Source organism: Anaerobacillus alkaliphilus (assembly GCF_004116265.1).
GTDB classification, from domain to species: Bacteria; Bacillota; Bacilli; order Bacillales; family Anaerobacillaceae; genus Anaerobacillus; species Anaerobacillus alkaliphilus.
Window position 1 is genome coordinate 20,742 of sequence record NZ_QOUX01000042.1, and the last position, 17,158, is coordinate 37,899.

General features: G+C 35.9%; 17 protein-coding genes. 10 read left to right on the forward strand and 7 right to left on the reverse strand.

Annotated elements, in window-relative coordinates; translation table 11 throughout:
* Positions 1-31: 31 nt before the first annotated feature.
* The 3 genes from DS745_RS12975 (at position 32) to DS745_RS12985 (ending at position 4,247) form a co-directional block, all read left to right on the forward strand.
* The gene (locus DS745_RS12975) at positions 32-1,504 is read left to right on the forward strand and encodes a glycoside hydrolase family 32 protein (protein ID WP_129078664.1); all 1,473 of its coding nucleotides are present in this window, start codon (positions 32-34) and stop codon (positions 1,502-1,504) included.
* Between the two features lie 67 nt (positions 1,505-1,571).
* Positions 1,572-2,540, forward strand: coding sequence for a carbohydrate kinase family protein (locus DS745_RS12980; RefSeq protein ID WP_129078665.1), 969 nt, complete (start codon positions 1,572-1,574; stop codon positions 2,538-2,540).
* Positions 2,541-2,840: 300 nt separating this feature from the next.
* Entirely contained in the window at positions 2,841-4,247 is a 1,407-nt protein-coding gene (locus DS745_RS12985) for a SpoVR family protein (protein WP_129078666.1), read from the forward strand.
* A gap of 323 nt (positions 4,248-4,570) precedes the next feature.
* Here the strand turns inward: DS745_RS12985 and DS745_RS24920 are convergent, their stop codons facing one another.
* Positions 4,571-4,729 (reverse strand): hypothetical protein, encoded by a 159-nt coding sequence (locus tag DS745_RS24920; protein ID WP_196121257.1) that lies wholly within the window; start codon positions 4,727-4,729, stop codon positions 4,571-4,573.
* Between the two features lie 11 nt (positions 4,730-4,740).
* Positions 4,741-5,373, reverse strand: a complete 633-nt coding sequence (locus DS745_RS12990) for a stalk domain-containing protein (protein WP_129078667.1) — start codon at positions 5,371-5,373, stop codon at positions 4,741-4,743.
* A 364-nt stretch (positions 5,374-5,737) separates the two neighbouring features.
* Here DS745_RS12990 and DS745_RS12995 point away from each other — a divergent pair, with 364 nt between their 5' ends.
* Positions 5,738-6,058 (forward strand): hypothetical protein, encoded by a 321-nt coding sequence (locus tag DS745_RS12995; RefSeq protein ID WP_129078668.1) that lies wholly within the window; start codon positions 5,738-5,740, stop codon positions 6,056-6,058.
* Between the two features lie 39 nt (positions 6,059-6,097).
* Here the strand turns inward: DS745_RS12995 and pdxR are convergent, their stop codons facing one another.
* Positions 6,098-7,546 (reverse strand): MocR-like pyridoxine biosynthesis transcription factor PdxR, encoded by a 1,449-nt coding sequence (gene pdxR / locus DS745_RS13000; RefSeq protein WP_129078669.1) that lies wholly within the window; start codon positions 7,544-7,546, stop codon positions 6,098-6,100.
* Positions 7,547-7,668: 122 nt separating this feature from the next.
* Here pdxR and DS745_RS13005 point away from each other — a divergent pair, with 122 nt between their 5' ends.
* A complete protein-coding gene (locus tag DS745_RS13005; RefSeq protein ID WP_129078670.1) occupies positions 7,669-8,232 on the forward strand; it encodes a DJ-1/PfpI family protein in 564 nt (187 codons plus the stop codon).
* A 26-nt stretch (positions 8,233-8,258) separates the two neighbouring features.
* Positions 8,259-9,236 (forward strand): Gfo/Idh/MocA family protein, encoded by a 978-nt coding sequence (locus DS745_RS13010; protein ID WP_129078671.1) that lies wholly within the window; start codon positions 8,259-8,261, stop codon positions 9,234-9,236.
* A gap of 10 nt (positions 9,237-9,246) precedes the next feature.
* Here the strand turns inward: DS745_RS13010 and DS745_RS13015 are convergent, their stop codons facing one another.
* The 3 genes from DS745_RS13015 to DS745_RS13020 all read right to left on the reverse strand — a co-directional run bounded on the left by DS745_RS13015 (position 9,247) and on the right by DS745_RS13020 (position 11,804).
* Positions 9,247-9,972, reverse strand: a complete 726-nt coding sequence (locus DS745_RS13015; protein ID WP_129078672.1) for a hypothetical protein — start codon at positions 9,970-9,972, stop codon at positions 9,247-9,249.
* Positions 9,973-10,278: 306 nt separating this feature from the next.
* Positions 10,279-10,446, reverse strand: coding sequence for a hypothetical protein (locus DS745_RS24600; protein WP_161568259.1), 168 nt, complete (start codon positions 10,444-10,446; stop codon positions 10,279-10,281).
* A 128-nt stretch (positions 10,447-10,574) separates the two neighbouring features.
* Positions 10,575-11,804 (reverse strand): MFS transporter, encoded by a 1,230-nt coding sequence (locus DS745_RS13020; protein ID WP_129078673.1) that lies wholly within the window; start codon positions 11,802-11,804, stop codon positions 10,575-10,577.
* A 138-nt stretch (positions 11,805-11,942) separates the two neighbouring features.
* Here DS745_RS13020 and DS745_RS13025 point away from each other — a divergent pair, with 138 nt between their 5' ends.
* Both DS745_RS13025 and DS745_RS13030 read left to right on the forward strand, forming a co-directional pair.
* Entirely contained in the window at positions 11,943-12,845 is a 903-nt protein-coding gene (locus tag DS745_RS13025; protein WP_161568260.1) for an ArsR/SmtB family transcription factor, read from the forward strand.
* 169 nt (positions 12,846-13,014) lie between these two features.
* Positions 13,015-14,238 (forward strand): MFS transporter, encoded by a 1,224-nt coding sequence (locus tag DS745_RS13030; protein WP_129078675.1) that lies wholly within the window; start codon positions 13,015-13,017, stop codon positions 14,236-14,238.
* A 118-nt stretch (positions 14,239-14,356) separates the two neighbouring features.
* Here DS745_RS13030 and DS745_RS13035 read toward each other — a convergent pair whose 3' ends face one another.
* The gene (locus DS745_RS13035) at positions 14,357-15,913 is read right to left on the reverse strand and encodes a glycine betaine uptake BCCT transporter (RefSeq protein WP_129078676.1); all 1,557 of its coding nucleotides are present in this window, start codon (positions 15,911-15,913) and stop codon (positions 14,357-14,359) included.
* Between the two features lie 199 nt (positions 15,914-16,112).
* Between DS745_RS13035 and DS745_RS24605 the strand changes: the two genes are divergently transcribed.
* Positions 16,113-16,250, forward strand: coding sequence for a hypothetical protein (locus tag DS745_RS24605; protein ID WP_161568261.1), 138 nt, complete (start codon positions 16,113-16,115; stop codon positions 16,248-16,250).
* Positions 16,251-16,422: 172 nt separating this feature from the next.
* Positions 16,423-17,028, forward strand: a complete 606-nt coding sequence (locus tag DS745_RS13040; protein ID WP_129078677.1) for a DedA family protein — start codon at positions 16,423-16,425, stop codon at positions 17,026-17,028.
* The last annotated feature ends 130 nt before the right edge of the window (positions 17,029-17,158 follow it).

The following is a 17,158-nucleotide window of genomic DNA, read 5'->3' on the forward strand; positions in this document are numbered from 1 at the left end:
TATTGTTAACATATGTAAAGGAGAGGTTTAAATGACTATGAAATATAAAGAGAAACATCGACCACAATTTCATTTTTCTCCCGAAGAAAAATGGATGAATGATCCGAACGGCATGGTATTTTTTAATGATGAATACCACCTTTTTTATCAATATCATCCACATGGAACCACATGGGGACCGATGCACTGGGGACATGCGGTTAGTCGAGATTTAATTTGTTGGGAACAGCTTCCAATTGCGTTATACCCTGACGAGCATGGGGCAATTTTTTCAGGTAGTGCGGTTGTAGACTGGGATAATACTTCAGGCTTTTTTGAAGAGGGGCCAGGTTTAGTAGCTATTTATACGAGCGCTGATCACTATCCTGAATCAGACAGACCACTCCAACGCCAAAGCTTAGCTTTTAGCAAGGATAACGGGAGAACATGGGTCACTTATGAAGGAAATCCAGTTCTTTCTGATGAAAACATTCCAGATTATCGTGATCCGAAAGTGTTTTGGCATCATGAAACAAAAAAATGGGTGATGATATTAGCAACTGGTCAAACAGTCATGATTTATACCTCACTAAACCTAAAGAATTGGGAATTTGCCAGTGAATTTGGTCATAACGCAGGCTCACATGATGGCGTTTGGGAATGCCCTGACTTATTTAAATTACCTATAGATGGTGATGAAAACAATCAAAAGTGGGCCATGCTCGTAAGTATTGGTGATAACGGAAAGAGTAAAGAAGGTTCTAGAACTCAATATTTTATCGGAGATTTTGATGGAACTACTTTTGTCAACGAAAATCCCGACGAAACAATTCTATGGTTAGATTACGGCAGAGATAATTATGCAGGAGTGAGCTGGTCGGACATTCCAAAAGAAGATGGCAGACGAATATATATCGGGTGGATGAGCAATTGGCGTTATGCAAATTTAGTGCCAACAGAGGTATGGAGAAGTGCGATGACGTTACCAAGGGAACTTTCTTTAACTTCAGGTGAAGAGGGAGTCCGTTTGGTACAAAATCCAGTAGCTGAAATTGAAGGTATACGTAAGGAAACAAAAGTCCATGAAGATCTTGTGATTAGAGACACAGGTACTTCTTATCCTATTAGTGAGTTAACAGAAGTAAATCTTAAATTTAAAAAGGAAAATGGAACCTCATTTGGGCTTGTTATTCAAAGTTCTCAAGAGGGAAAGACAATTATTCATTTTGATGTAGCCAAAGAAATGTTATTTGTGGATCGGACTAATTCTGGAGATAATAGCTTTTCAGATTCATTTCCTACAGTTCAAGAAGCTCCTTTGAAATTAAAAGATGGTATTCTCAAACTCCAAGTGTTTATTGATACTTCTTCAATTGAAATTTTTGCAAACGATGGAGAAGTAGCTATTACTAGCTTAATTTTCCCGAATGAGGCAGTGAATCAACTTCAGTTTTTTTCAAATGAAGGAATAACAAACGTGCCGATATTAAAAGTAACTGAACTTAACTCAATTTGGAGTAAATAATTTGAAAGCTCTAATCAATGTATTGGTTAGAGCTTTCTTCTTAAGGTAAGAAAGGTGGAGAGTAAACTTGAAAAATCGTTCAGTTATCTGTATTGGAGAATTGTTAATCGATTTTTTCTGTACTGATGTGGATATTGATTTAGTAGAAGGGAAGAATTTTCAAAAGCAGGCAGGTGGAGCCCCAGCGAATGTATGTGCAACACTTGTCAAGTTAGGAGGAACTGCTTTATTTAGTGGAAAAGTTGGAAATGATCCTTTTGGCCATTTTTTAATACGTACTTTAGATGAAGCGAACGTTGATACATCGATGGTTGTATTAGATGATAAGAAACCAACGACTATGGCTTTTGTATCCTTACAAAAAAATGGCGAAAGGGATTTTGTCTTTAATAGAGGTGCTGATGCGTTTTTATCAGAGGGTGACCTCGATAAAGAAAAACTAAAAGAAGCTAGCATATTACATTTCGGTTCAGCTACTGCGCTATTATCTGATCCCTTTCAATCTCTATATTTAAATACGATGAAATCTGCAAAAACTGAAGGCAAATTTATTTCATTTGACCCTAATTATCGATCAGCCCTTTGGGGTAGTAAAGAAACAATTTTTTGCGATTTAGTTAAGCAAGGCGTCGCTCTAGCGGACTTTGTTAAGGTTAGTGATGAAGAACTCAAAATCATCACAGGTGAAAGTGAATTGAAGAAAGGTATTCTAGTGCTTCATCAACTAGGAGCAAAATTAGTAGCCGTTACCTTAGGAAAAGAAGGAACAATGATTTCAAATGGAATGAATTCAGAAATAGTGCCTAGTATTTCAGTTGTTTCCGTCGATTCAACAGGTGCTGGAGATGCATTTGTAGGCGCTACTCTTTTCCAATTGGCTAAAGAAGAGAATCCTAAAGAGGTTATTAAAGATTTTGAAGTTCTTAAAAAAATCATTTTCTTTAGTAATATTGTAGGCGCCTTAGTATGCACTAAAGTAGGTGCAATCTCTGCAATACCAACCATTGAGGAGATTGAAGGGCAGCGATTTTTTTGAAGTAAGGGGACTGTTCTTGAAAGAGATAATCGGAAGTTTTGCGCGAAAAAAGCACGTTAAGCAGGTTTAAGCTGCTTAATGTGTTTCTTTGTGTTTTGGTGTATGCATTACACGCAAAATTTTAGATTGCGCACGAAGCATGAATTCGCGGACCCTTTACAGTATTCAAAAATAAGGGCTTTCTCAATTGAATATTTAATGTAAGTATAGGTCATAAATTCTAATTTTATGTTTTACTTTCTCATGAAAAGCAACCTCCAATCATAAATTGAGTTAAGGACATCTGAGGAGGGATTACTGATGACAAATGATCGTGAATTAGTAAAGGCAATTGACGAAATTACAGAAATTGCTGAAGGATTTGGCTTAGATTTTTACCCAATGCGTTATGAAATTTGTCCTGCAGATATTATATATACGTTTGGGGCTTATGGGATGCCAACCCGTTTTTCGCATTGGAGCTTTGGAAAGCAATTTCATAAAATGAAAATACACTATGATCTTGGATTGAGCAAAATATATGAGCTAGTCATTAACTCAAACCCTTGCTACGCATTTTTATTAGACACCAATTCACTGATTCAAAATAAGTTAATCATTGCCCATGTTCTAGCTCATTGTGATTTTTTTAAGAATAATGTTAGATTTTCAAATACTAGAAGAGATATGGTTGAAAGTATGACCGCAACAGCAGAGCGTATCGCTCATTATGAAATGATCCATGGAAAAGAGGAGGTTGAAACCTTCTTAGATGCAGTGCTTTCTATTCAAGAACATATTGACCCGAGTCTAGTGCGACCTAAATTAGCTTGGACACTAGAGGATCTAGAGGAGGAAGATGACAAACGAAAGTCAAGCTCACCATATGATGATCTGTGGAATTTAGGGAAAAGAGATGATGAACCAAAACCAAGAAAAAAGAAAAAGCATTTTCCACCACAACCTGAAAAGGACATTCTGTTATTTATCGAAGAATATAGCCGTGAACTCGAACCTTGGCAAAGGGACATCCTCACAATGATGCGGGAAGAAATGCTGTATTTCTGGCCACAATTAGAAACAAAGATCATGAACGAAGGCTGGGCTTCGTATTGGCATCAACGGATCATCCGTGAAATGGATCTTACATCTGACGAAGCCATTGAGTTCGCCAAACTAAATGCAGGTGTCGTACAACCGTCAAAAACGTCGATTAATCCTTACTACCTTGGTTTAAAGATCTTTGAAGACATTGAAGAACGCTACAATAATCCAACAGAGGATATGAAAAAACGGGGAGTAAAGCCAAACAGTGGTCGTGAGAAAATGTTTGAGGTTAGAGAGATTGAGTCCGATATCTCATTTCTTCGAAACTATTTAACCAAGGACCTTGTCCTTCGCGAAGATATGTATCTTTTTCAAAAGCAAGGTCGTGACTACAAAATCATCGATAAAGAATGGCAGGCAGTGCGGGATCAATTAGTAAGTATGCGAGTAAATGGAGGGTTTCCGTTTATCTCAGTAACTGATGGAGACTATCTAAAAAATAACGAGTTATACCTAACCCATTATTATGAGGGTATTGAGCTTGATGTGAAGTATTTAGAAAAAGTAATGCCGTATATTCATCAACTTTGGGGAAGACCTATTCACATGGAAACACAAGTGTCAGATAAGCCAATTGTATTTACGTATGATGGGAAGAAGGTTCATCGAAGGTATTTATAGGAAGAAGGGGCTGTCTCGTTGGAGGCAGTCTTTTTTTAATTTATTTAGAACCTTAGTTTGCAGTTATAAGAATAGACTAGTTACAACCAAACTACATGATATTAAATCAGTAGCAATAATATTAAAAAAAATTCATTATGAAATAAATATAAATAACCATGGAGAACTTCACTATAAAAATACTAATACGGAAATATAAGATAGAGAAAAAGTTAATAATTGAAGATGGTCCTAAATACTTGTCTTTCAGAACTTATTTATGTTTTCCCTCAATTACTTACTAACCAATACTCCTTCAAAAAAATAACCCTCTATAAAGAGGGCTACTTAAATAATTTTCCTATACCTTTTCCAGTCGCTTTACCTACCACTCTTCGGCCAGCTCTTTTAGCCATTGCTTTTGGCCCTTTCCTAACAGCTTGAAAATCACCTAAAAACCTTGCAAGTTTGTATAAAAAGCCTCTAGATTTATTAATAGACAATTGAGCACCACCTAAAACTTAATAATACCTTGTGCTTTTATTTCCTTTGCTCTAACTTCTCCTATTCCTTTTATACGTGTTAAATCTTCATAAGAGGCAAAAGGTCTTGTTTTTCGTAATTCTACTATCAACGCAGCTCTTTCATCATCAATATGAAGAATTCGTTTTAATTGTTCGATAGTAGCCGTGTTTATTTTTACATAATTAGATTGGTAGGTAACCTGAGAGCCGTCACTGCTAATTGAAACAATTCTGTCAGTGCCGTTCCAGTGTACGTAAGCCCCCAATGCTTGAGATACAAAGCGTAATGGAACAAGTGTAGATCCATTTATTACTGTTCCTGGAGTTGTTAATTCTTGAGATTTATTATTTACGTAAGCTGTTTTTTTCCCGATTGTAAGAACAACTGTAGTATCAGCCTTTTTAGCTGTTACTGTTTGTGTTTTTTGATCCCATTTTACGTCAGCTCCCAATGCTTCGAAAATTGACCGAAGAGGTACCATGGTGCTTCCATCAATCACTCTAGGATCTACAGAGAATTGCATTGTATCTCCATCAAGAATAACTTCAATGTCATTAGCAAAAGTGACGCCAGTAAAGAGTAGTAAAAAAAGTGTTGTAGTAAAAATTAGCTTTTTAATCATGTTAAACACCCTTTCATAATTATTATCAATGAGTTATTCTCCAACTAATCATTAATTTCCTTTATTTAGGACAAAAGTTTCATATATTACTTGTTCAATACATAAGCTATCACCTTAAGTAGTTCAGCTAACTAAAATAGTTTATCGAAACGCGGATATGATTTGTCAATTCTCCATTTCGGGATAATTTCTTCTGTAACCCTATTTAATAGGCATCAAATTTGTTTTCAAGTCTCTTGCCTATGATAGGAAGAAGGTCTATAAGTAGATGAAAAGTCTGTCTCGGCAGTCTTTTTTATTAGATATCTTATTTTTGGTCATACTAAACTTCAAATGTAAAAACTTGAAAAATAGGAGGATCACAATGCCACGAAAAGCTACTACCAATACCGAAGAAGCTGAAATCGATTTAGATGGATTAGTTTCAGACAATGGTAATGATGAAAATAAAATTGAAAACCTAAACCGGATGTTAGCTGCCGTATTGAATTATTTATCTGATGATGAAGTAGAGGAAATTGATATTGAATACCTCCTTGCAAACACGGAAGGATTGCGGGATTGGTGGGACCATTACCGAGAAAGCAACCGAAAACAAATTGAAGAAGAGATTAAAAACTCACTAGCTGAGCTTTCCCTAGAAGAACTAGAGAGTATCCGTGAAAAGATAAAAGAAAAAGTCTAGAAAAAAAATTAACCTAAGAATAGGTTATTTTTTTTTTTTCTAGACATAAATCCCATGTAAAACCTCTTGAAATATTTCCCCCATCGTTGAGATAGCGTTCTCCATCTCTTCATAGTCAAAGCTTGAAAAGCCAAAAATAGCAGCTGGTCGAGGAGGTTTTTCTGTGAAACCAGCAATGTCACTAATCCAGTAAATACCATGGGCATTACAACGTTCAATAAAAACCAAATATTTCCCTTCCGAATATCGCCACCAACCAAATACATGCATTCCTGATTCAGAACTAATCCATTCAAATGCGTTGGGTAAGTATTTTTCAAATAAAAAGATGAATTTTTCATACTTGGCTGAATAGATACGATTCATTTTTCGTAAATGCTTTTCGTAGTTCCCATTTCTTAGAAATAGCGTGATAGCCATCTGTTCTAAGGCAGAGGTTGTATATGGCTGAAAGATATGCTTGGCAGCTTGGAAATAAGGTTTAACATGCTTGGGTAAAATCGTATAACCAATCCTAAGCCCAGGGAGAATTGTTTTAGAAAAGGTCCCAAGGAAGATGACACGATCTTCATAATCCAATACTTTTAAAGGCTCTATCGGACGCCCCTTTCGTCGAAACTCACTGTCGTAGTCATCCTCAATAATTAAACTATCATTTTGATTAGCCCACTCTAACAAGGCTATCCTTTGTTCGAGTGGCATAATTCTTCCAGTGGGAAATTGATGACTTGGTGTAACATAGGCAAGACTACTCTCCCAGTTTTCTACGAGAAAATCATCTGTATGTACAGGAACGGTAATTAAGTGTGCTTCCAGGGCATAAAGAGTTTCCTTCATACTTCCAAAGGTAGGATCTTCAATGACAATTCTATCTCCTGGACTAATCAGAAGCTGAGCTAAGAGAGAAAATGCATGCATCGTTCCGTTGGTAATAAAGATATCTTCTGGTTCACAAGTTATTCCTCTCGTTCTCATTAAATAACTAGAAATAGCTTCTCTTAATTCATATAAGCCTTGATCTGGAAGATCTTTCTTTACTAAATAGTTTAGCTCTTTCGCTGCAAGGTTAATGGCTCTTTTCCAATCCGAGACAGGAAAATTTTCATAATCTGGAGAAAAGCCAATTCCGAAATGGAATGGAACCTTTTTTTCTTCATTATAAAGATAGGGGAGTTTCTTTCCCCATTGAGAAAGTTTAACCGATTTTTCCTTAACCGTTTTAGGCTCTAATTTTTGTGGTGTATAAGAGACATAAGTACCGCTACCAGTCTTTGTATGAATGTAGCCATCAGCTAATAACATCTCATACACTTGTTTCACGGTGTTTCGATTTATTTCATAGTTGGCTGATAACTCTCTAGTAGAAGGTAATTTATAACCTTGTTTTAATTTACCTTCTAAAATAGCTTCTCTTAAACCGTGATACAACGCGAGGTACTTAAATCTGTACTTGTTAACGTTAATTGAAATGGGAAGGTGTGAGTTCATTACTGTAAAATTCCTCTCTGGAATGAAAGTGGGCTAGTGAAAATATCATAAATTGGGTCTTTTTTGCTGTCAATGTATTTTGTATGATAATGATAATTTCATAGTTGAGAGGATGGTTAAAAATGAAGATACACGTACTAATCTATAATGAATTTGCAAATTTTGAGGTTATGTTAATTGGCTGGATGAAGTCAAATGGGCATGAAATAGTGACAGTTTCTCTAGAAGAAAACTATGTAACAAGCGTAGAGGGATTTAAGATCATTGCTGATACAAAACTACAGGAAGTGAATGTTGCTGATGTAGAATTATTATTAATTCCTGGGGGAGACGCTCCTTCTCTATTAGGTTCTAGTCTTCTTCCCGAGTTCATTCGTGAAGTAGCAGCTGCTGGTAAAGGAATTGGTGCTATCTGTTATGGACCGATTTTATTAGGTGAGTCAGGAATTTTAGAGGGTAAGAACTTCACAACAAGCGTCGATGTGGATGATGAATTATTTACACATTTTAAGAATGGAAAATTTCTAAATGAAGACGTTGTCGTTGATGGAAATATTATTACCGCAAAAGGAAACGCGTATGTTGAGTTTGCCGTTGAGGTTTGTAAACAAATGGAACTAGTTCACCCAGAAACTCTTGATTTTTATGCTAAATTTCTTAAAAATAGGAAAGAGACAATTGTATAGAAATATATATACAGCGGGGGTTCGTAATGAACAGTAGTCTACCTATTAGAGTTGGTATTATTGGGTTAGGTGCCATTGGTGAGGGAATGACGCAGGTTTTTACAGAACATCAATCAACAGAGGTGGTTGCTGTATGTGATGTTGTGGAAGAAAGGGCTAGGCAAAGAGCTACGGATTTAGGAAACATTTTCTGGACAACAAATTATCAAGAATTGGTTAATCACCCTGAGCTCGATTTAGTTTATGTTGCTGTTCCACCAGTCTTGCATTATCCAATTGTGATGGATTTGCTTAAGACGAAAAAGCATATTCTCTGTGAAAAACCTTTAGCTAACTCACTGTCAGAAGCAAAAGAAATGTTGGAAAAAGCAGAAGAAGCTGGTATTGTCCATGCCATTCATTTTCCATTAAGCTATATTAATAACATGAAAGAACTTACGGCTAGAATGGAATCTGGATATCTTGGAAAGCTTCGTAGAATAGAATTAGAGATGCGTTTCCCCGAATGGCCTCGTAAGTGGCAGAAAAATGATTGGATAGCTTCTAGGGAACAAGGTGGCTTTGTTTTCGAAGTAGCAGGGCATTTCGTCCAAATTATTCAGCAATTGTTTGGGAAAATAACTCCTATCGAAACAGAACTTGAATATCCGGAAGATCCTACGTCTTGTGAAATTGGTATTCTAGCTAAGTTGAAATTGGAGGATGGAACACCAATTTTAATTAATGGAATTAGTCAAATCCCTGGGCTACAAGAGCAGAGCATTTCTCTTACTATGTATGGTACCAAGGGAACGCTTTCTTTAGTCGATTTGGTAAAACTGTATGGTGGCCAACTAGGGCAGGAATTTGCAGAAATAACCATTGAAAAAGACATGTCCTTTTGGGAAGAGTTTATCAACCAATTAGTAAACGCTATTGAAGGAAAACCCTCTTCGATGATAGATTTTCACCAGGGTTATGAGGTTCAACTAATTTTAGAAGCACTTCGCACCCCACGAAACTAGGGGTGTTTTTTCACCATTGAAAGAAAAACTTTAGTGACATGGTAATTGAGGTGTATGCGACGACTCCAATCGCAAACGTAGGAAAGTGAGCTTCGTCATCAGGGGGTAACTCGTATTTTAGTACGTTTAAAATCATCGCCCCTGAGATGAAGGCAAAAATAATAGACTCAGTTAAAGGTGAGAGGTGAACTTTCACCCCAAGGATCCAGCCTGCGATGATACCGAGAGCAAGTACATATCTTCCGATGGAATTATAGATATCTGAGTACTCTCTCCACAAATCGTGGGCAACTGCAACAAAATGAAGACCAACGGCAAGACCGTAAAAGACGGCTTGGATACCTAGGACGTTATGTGAAATAACCGTATAGGCAACTAGCATATTGTAGATGCCAAAAAATAAAATTTGTAGCCAAAAAAGTGCTCTTGCTTTACTTTGGTTGCCTTTTAACTGAGCTTTGCGTACTACCTTTTGAATACCGTAAAATAGCAGTACCCCTAGAAGTCCCACAAAATATAATTCAGATTCCATTGTAAAAAAATCATTGTATTTCTTAACAATCATTTGTTCTTTATGTAAGGTAGGTAGAACATATACAAAAACATAGGAGACTGCTAAGCCACCAGAAAAAGAGAACCACTTTAAGCGTTGAATTCTCCCAGAAGGTATAAGTTCGTTGGCAAGTAAATGAATCAAAATAAAAGCAAACCCCATGATAAACGCATCGAGTGACATAGAAATTCTCCTTAATTGAAATTCTTGACTTAGGTTATCCAACCGAAAGAAAAACAATCAATTTAAACCAGAATGAACAAAAAAAAACAGAGAAACATTCTCTGTTTAAAAAAATAGGCTGTTTTCGCAAAGTTTGTTGCTTGTGTAAAAATCCCAAAAGCCGGATTTTTACACAAAATACTAAGAACTCACAACAAATTTAGTAAGTATTGCTCTTTTCTTACTTAATTTATTAGATGATATCTTCATCTAAGGTATGTTTCCAAATTAATTTAGGGTATAAGTAACATTGTTTAAGAAAAGAGCCTAAAAATAGAATAATGCGCCAAATACCCAAGTAAGGACGGCAATTGTTCCGATTGTAAAGGAAATAATGGCTGTCTTTTTCTTGTTTTTTATCGCACTAAAAAATCCGATTGTGGCGCAAATTGCAGCAATCGTCCAACAAACTAGTGCAAGAATAACGATAATCATAAATTTTTCTCCTTTTTCAAATGACTGATTACCGTTATCATGGCATATTTTTAGTTGTTTTGCACGTGAATGTAAGGTAATGATCAGATAAAAAAAGGACAAGTTTAGCTGTCCTTTGTAAGTTACTATTAAACTGCTGTTTTTTCTTTTGAGAGAGTTATACTTAAATTTCGTAAACTTGGAAGGAAGAAAGCTGAGACTGCAACAGATATCATTAGAAACCCGACAAGTGAAAATAGAAGATTTATCCCCCATACTTCGGCAACAACTCCCCCGAATAGTGCACCTAGAGGTGTGGCTATTGTAGTTAACAAGATACGAACCGCAAATACTCTTCCTAACAAATGAGGCTCTACAAACTTTTGATATAATGTCGTGTTATTAATGGTGATAATAGGCATACAAAACCCTGATATAACAATAAACAGAATAGCTAGTGAATATAAAGGTGTTAGACCTAATCCAATTGTAAAAATTCCATCAATTATTACTGACCCTAATAATACATTTCTTAATTTTAAGGGGTTCGTTTTCTTAAAGCCGACCCATAAAGATCCAAGGACCATCCCGAGCCCTAGTGAAGCTTCAAAAAAGCCAAAATGGAACTCGGTTCTCCCAAGTGTTTCTGTTATATAGGGTAAAAACATTGGGAAAAGTGCTCCTTTGCAAAAGTTAAGAATGACTAGTAAAAGAGCCAAACCTAGTAAAAATGAATGTTGTCGATAGACTGAAATCCCTTCTTTGAACTTTGTACTCCAACTATCCTGTTTGCTTACTTCGGTAAACTCAGGATTTTCAATAAGGGTCAAGAGTAGACCGGCAGTACCTAATAGGCCGACTAAAGATAGAAGCACGACTTCTACTCCAAATGTATATAGAAAAATCCCCCCTAATGCAGGACCTGCTAATAACATGAGTTGTGCTGTACTATCAATTACCGAATTAGCTTTTTGTAATTTTTCCTTCGGGAGTATTTGAGAGATATAGGCCATACAAGAAGGAAGGTATAGAGGAACTGTTAAACCAGTAATCGCTAATACCAATACTAAATTCCAAATGGCAAAGGACCCTAACGTGTAGGTAATTAAAGGGAAAGTAAAGGTAATGGCACCGGACCATTGAGCCATTATCATTACTTTTTTCCGGTTCCACCCATCTAAAAACGGACCGAACCATAGTAAACTTATTGAACGTGATAGTAAGAAAACCACCATAATACTCCCCATTGCAAGCTTAGATCCTGTAGTATCATAGACTAACCATGCTATGGCAAAGGCTGAAAACGTGTTTCCTAAACTTGCTGACGCATGACCCAACCAAACAATAAAAAATGATTTTTGTTTTAATAAATCTAACATTGCGATAACCTCCTATAAATTTGTTCAAAAATAACTGAACATATTAATAGTTCAATAATTTTTGAACTTGAATATAGTTCAATTATATTTTATACTTTGGATATGTCAACAATCTTTTCCATAATAAGGAGCCTAAAAATGTCACTTAAGGTTGAATTTGATTATGCTACTTCATATGAGTATGCAAGTAGCCTTACTGTCTTTTTAAATAAAAAAAGTAAACATGATCTTGAAAAGACTTGGTATAAAGAAGTTGAAAAAGTGTTATCAAGCGAATTTTTTGAGTGCATAGATAAAGAAAATTTACTACCGTTTACAAGTTATCTTCAGCTATTAATTTATTTTAGTCCTGCAAAAGGTGATATTAATGCATTTATTAAATGGCTAGAACATCTTACACCTGGCCAAATATATGAGCTTTTATCTAGCCATTTAGGAGAGGAAATCCCAGAAAGTTTCGAGACATTCCGGAATTACTACGTCAATCTGCTAACTTCTTGGAAGAATTCTTATCAGTTGAGCGCTGATATTGAGGAATTGCTACAAGAGGAGGTAGTAACTAGGCGTAAACAATCAGTGGGCAAAAATTCACTTGATATAATTGAGGAAGTAACAAACGGAATTCGACTTCACCCGGATAATAGAATTGAAAAAGTCATCTTAGTTCCTTCTTATCACTTCAAACCATTGAACCGTATATACATTTTAAAGGAAACAATCATCATCTTATATGCTATTGAAATCGAAAATTCTCATTCGGGTTTGCCAGGTCCTTCATTACTTCGTAAAACTAAGGCTCTAGCGGATGAAAAAAGATTATTGATCTTAAAATTAGTTGCAAGCAAGCCGAGAACGTTTACAGAAATATCTAAAGCAACAAAAATCTCGAAAAGTAACCTTCATTACCATTTAACGCTACTTAGAACAGCAGGTTTAATTCGAATTAACAATTATATGTTAGCTCAACCAGACTTATATGAGGTTAGGCTAGATATGTTTGTTTCTTTAAAGGAAGATTTGGAGCATTACGTATTTAAATAGAACCGATTTCCTTGTTTTAAAGTGTTACATCTAACTCCAAAATTCTTTTTGATTCTCCCTAATAACGAAAAAAATAATTAAGAAATTCCTAAAAATATATGGTAAGATGTTTTCATAAAAAATATATTTAGGGTCTCTAATAAAATTGAATATAGTGGGAGAAAAAACCATGTGGAAAAATAGGAATGTATGGATTTTATTATGTGGTGAATTAATTGCAGGTATAGGTTTATGGACAGGGATTATCGGAAATCTTGAATTCCTACAACAGCACGTACCTTCAGATTTTATGAAATCATTAATCTTATTTACGGGTTTGTTGGCAGGGGTAATGGTAGCGCCATTAGCAGGTAGAATTATAGACTCATATAGTAAAAAGAAAGTAATGATTTATGCAAGTTTTGGTAGAATGCTCAGTGTATTATTTATGTTTCTCGCCATCGAGTTTGGTTCTGTTTTTTGGATGATCTGTTTCATGATAGCCATCCAGTTGTCGGCTGCCTTCTATTTTCCAGCATTACAAGCACTCATTCCTGTCGTTGTCGGAGAAAAGGATTTACTACAGATGAATGGTGCTCATATGAATATGACAACGATCGCAAGGATTATTGGGACTGCTTTAGCTGGCGTGATGCTTGTTTTCGTTAGCTTATACTCACTATACTTAGCATCTTTTGTAGCGTACGGATTACTACTCCTCTCAACGTTTCTGTTAGTAGTCGAGGAAGATGAGAAGATAGTACCAGGTGTAAAAAAGGATAAAAAAGCTGCTAGTTTTAAGGAAGTTCTCCCTCTCTTAAGGGGAGTTCCAATTGCAATGATGGCCTTAATTTTAACGCTTATTCCTATGTTCTTCTTAGGTGGTTTTAATTTAATGGTTATTTCCATCAGTGATCTTCAGCAAGATGCAACGATTAAAGGGTTAATCTATACGGTTGAAGGTTGTTGCTTTATGTTAGGAGCATTTCTTGTAAAGCGTGTTTCTGAAAAAGTAGATCAAGTGAAGTTTATGTTTATTATTACAACAGTAGTTGCTATCACACATCTCTCTTTATATTTTGCCGAATTTAAGTGGTTGGCACTTTCATCGTTCGGAATTTTTGGCTTTGCGATTGGCTTTTTCTTTCCGATTACAGCCACGATATTCCAAACGAAAATTCCAAAAGAATACCATGGTCGTTTTTTCTCGTTTAGAAGTATGTTAGATCGGGTTATGTTCCAAGTAGTCTTATTAGCTACCGGATTATTTTTAGATACGATAGGGTTTCAGTATATGGTATTAGTCTTTGGGGTTATATCACTAAGTATGATTGCCTTTTTTGGATTACGGTATATAAAGACACCTTTTCAAGATCAGCCATTACCAACCGAACAAAAAGCCGGTTCAATTTAAATGAAAGGCTCTTTTCGTAATGTGAATTCTTAGTGTTTTTAAGCAACAAACTTTGCGAAAACAGCCAAATAAAAAATAGAGACTGTCTCAATTTAATTGAGACCAGTCTCTATTTTTGTTATTGGTCCATCTGCTGTTTTAAAAGTTCATCCAACTTTTTTCTACGCTTCTTTTCTTTTCGTTTTTCTTCTCTAACTTCTTCATTCAATGCTTTTGTAATTGAAAGGATCATGAACACCATGATCACAGCAAATGGTAGGGCGGCGACGATAGAAGCGGTTTGAAGACCGTTTAGCCCACCACTCCATAGTAGGACAGCAGCTACTGATGATTGTAGTACGCCCCAGGTTAACTTTGTCGAGTTGGCAGGATTTAATACCCCTCTTGAGGTGATCATCCCAAGAACAAATGTGGCAGAGTCAGCAGATGTGATAAAAAAGGTTATGATTAGAAATGTAGCTAATAGCGCCAACACCATGCCTAATGGGAATTGTTCGAGTGTTATAAATAAAGCTGTCGTTACATCTGAACTGACTGCATCTGATATTCCACGGTTTTCAAATATATCGAAATAAATTGCAGACCCACCGAAAGTGGCGAACCAAATTGCGCCAAAAATGGATGGTACAAGTAAAACACCTAATACGAATTCTTTGATTGTTCTACCTCTTGAAACTCGCGCAATAAACGTTCCTACGAAAGGAGCCCAAGCAACCCACCATGCCCAGTAAAATAATGTCCATGCTCCGACCCAAGTTCCTTGTGAAAAGGGTGTCATTCGAAAACTCATGGGAATGATGTTACCGAGATATGCACCAATAGTAGTTGTAAAAGCTTCAAGAATAAAAGCAGACGGTCCCATAATTAAAACGAAAGCCAATAATCCGATCGCAAGACCAAGGTTAAGATTACTTAAATATCTAATCCCCCGATTTAAGCCTGTTGTAGAAGAGATCATGTATAAGATTGTGACAATGAAAATAATGGTTAGTTGAATAGAGACATTATTAGGTATACCAAAGATATAAGATAGACCACCATTAATTTGTAATGTACCAAGACCGAGTGATGTTGCAACTCCTGCAGCAGTTGCTATTGCTGCTAATGTATCAATCCCTTTTCCGATAGGACCATCAACCCGATCGCCAATTAAAGGTCTAAAAGTCGCACTAATTAACCCGGACTCTCCTTTTCGATACTGTGAATAGGCAAGTGCTAAAGCGATGATGGTGTAGATCGCCCAAGGGTGTAAACCCCAGTGGAAGAAAGAATATCTTAGAGCGTAACGGGCTGCATCAGGCGTAAATCCCTCTGCTAAATTCAGTGGAGGTGTTATGAAATGATAAATAGGTTCAGCTACTCCCCAGAATACTAGTCCAATCCCCATTCCGGCAGAAAATAGCATCGCAAACCAGGTAAAAAACGAGTATTCAGGTTCATCATCATCATCACCAAGTTTGATTTTCCCATATGGACCAAACGCTAAATAAAAGGCAAATGCTAAAAAGAAGAACGTAGCCATTAAATAAAACCATCCAAATGCATTAGTAGTGAAGGCAAGCGCATTTGCAGCTTGTTCCTCTAAATGATTAGGAAAGATAAACCCCCATAAAACAAATAAGATAATAACTGAAACTGAGATATAAAAAACTGATCCAACTCTTTTTTCCTTCATAGTATCAATCCTTCTTTTATATTTTCCAAGGTATTAAGGCATTTCTTATTATAGGGAATTAACCTATTTTCATACAAAAATCATTCTTAAGATGTAGAGGAATTACTTCCGCCGACTGTTATCCGAGGAATTGTTTTTGGCTAAACTGTAAGTGAGAAAGGGAATAACCATATTGTTCCAACACTAGGAGGTAAAAGTCATGACATTTAAATTTTTATTCTTTACAATAAAATTACCTAAGCGTAACAACATAACAAGAGCAACAGACGTTGAAGCGATTGAGGAAAATTTTGAGGATATTAAGAGACGCTACTTATATACACAACGACTTCTTTAATAATGATAAAAGGTACACACTCTTCTGAGTTGTGTCCTTTTTTATTTTGGGAACCATTAAAAAGGAGACTGCAATAAAATTAACAAACTTGGTGTACAAGGTATGGATTTAGCTAGGCTGTGAAACAATGGTAGTACCTATCAAATAAAACTTGTTTTTACAAGGAGTAGCAATGGAAGATATTTTACGAGTTGTTATCCAGTTTGTGCGGAGTTTATCTTATTTTGGAATTGTTTTAGCTCTTTCCTGTGAGTTAATTCCAGCAGAGATCGTTCTTCCGTTAGCAGGGTTTTGGGTGTATGAGGGTGATATGAAGTTCTGGCTTGTAGTAATGGCCGGGACTGTCGGGGGAACTCTAGGTCCAATAGTTCTTTATATTGTTGGAAGATTTGGTGGAAGACCTTTTTTACGAAAATATGGAAAGTACATATTCATTAAAGAAAAACAAATTAAATCCGTTGATTACTTTTTTGAGAAATATGGTGGAGGAGTAGCTTTTTTGGGGAGATTTATCCCTGGGGTCAGGACGTTCATTCCAATTCCCTGTGGGATTGCAAAGATGAATATTGGTCTATTTGTCTTGTATACATTTGTTGCAATGTTTCCAATATCATTTCTCTATGTTTGGTTAGGTGTAAAATTTGGACCAAGATGGCAAGCAGTAGCACCTTTAGCAAATGAATTCTTTTTAGAGATTATCCTCATTGTTGTTGGTTTAGTAAGTGCATTTCTTGGTTTTAAGCACATGTTTAAAAATGAAACAATTCTAAATAAGTGAAAAGACCACAGCAAAAATTTGTTGTGGTCTTTTCAAACTTTAAATTGACGTTTGTACAAATAGTTAAAATTCAACAATTATAAAAAGATAATCCAGTAATTTTAAATAAAACCTTCTAATTATGGAACAA

Bases quoted from the DNA above. Each gene is read 5' to 3' on its own strand.
- DS745_RS24600 (WP_161568259.1), bottom strand. From the start codon at position 10,446: ATGATTATCGTTATTCTTGCACTAGTTTGTTGGACGATTGCTGCAATT.
- DS745_RS13005 (WP_129078670.1), top strand. From the start codon at position 7,669: ATGAAGATACACGTACTAATCTATAATGAATTTGCAAATTTTGAGGTT.
- DS745_RS13030 (WP_129078675.1), top strand. From the start codon at position 13,015: ATGTGGAAAAATAGGAATGTATGGATTTTATTATGTGGTGAATTAATT.
- DS745_RS12975 (WP_129078664.1), top strand. From the start codon at position 32: ATGACTATGAAATATAAAGAGAAACATCGACCACAATTTCATTTTTCT.
- DS745_RS13040 (WP_129078677.1), top strand. From the start codon at position 16,423: ATGGAAGATATTTTACGAGTTGTTATCCAGTTTGTGCGGAGTTTATCT.
- DS745_RS13035 (WP_129078676.1), bottom strand. From the start codon at position 15,913: ATGAAGGAAAAAAGAGTTGGATCAGTTTTTTATATCTCAGTTTCAGTT.
- DS745_RS13020 (WP_129078673.1), bottom strand. From the start codon at position 11,804: ATGTTAGATTTATTAAAACAAAAATCATTTTTTATTGTTTGGTTGGGT.
- DS745_RS12985 (WP_129078666.1), top strand. From the start codon at position 2,841: ATGACAAATGATCGTGAATTAGTAAAGGCAATTGACGAAATTACAGAA.
- DS745_RS13015 (WP_129078672.1), bottom strand. From the start codon at position 9,972: ATGTCACTCGATGCGTTTATCATGGGGTTTGCTTTTATTTTGATTCAT.
- DS745_RS13010 (WP_129078671.1), top strand. From the start codon at position 8,259: ATGAACAGTAGTCTACCTATTAGAGTTGGTATTATTGGGTTAGGTGCC.
- DS745_RS12990 (WP_129078667.1), bottom strand. From the start codon at position 5,373: ATGATTAAAAAGCTAATTTTTACTACAACACTTTTTTTACTACTCTTT.
- DS745_RS24605 (WP_161568261.1), top strand. From the start codon at position 16,113: ATGACATTTAAATTTTTATTCTTTACAATAAAATTACCTAAGCGTAAC.
- DS745_RS12995 (WP_129078668.1), top strand. From the start codon at position 5,738: ATGCCACGAAAAGCTACTACCAATACCGAAGAAGCTGAAATCGATTTA.
- DS745_RS13025 (WP_161568260.1), top strand. From the start codon at position 11,943: ATGTCACTTAAGGTTGAATTTGATTATGCTACTTCATATGAGTATGCA.
- pdxR (WP_129078669.1), bottom strand. From the start codon at position 7,546: ATGAACTCACACCTTCCCATTTCAATTAACGTTAACAAGTACAGATTT.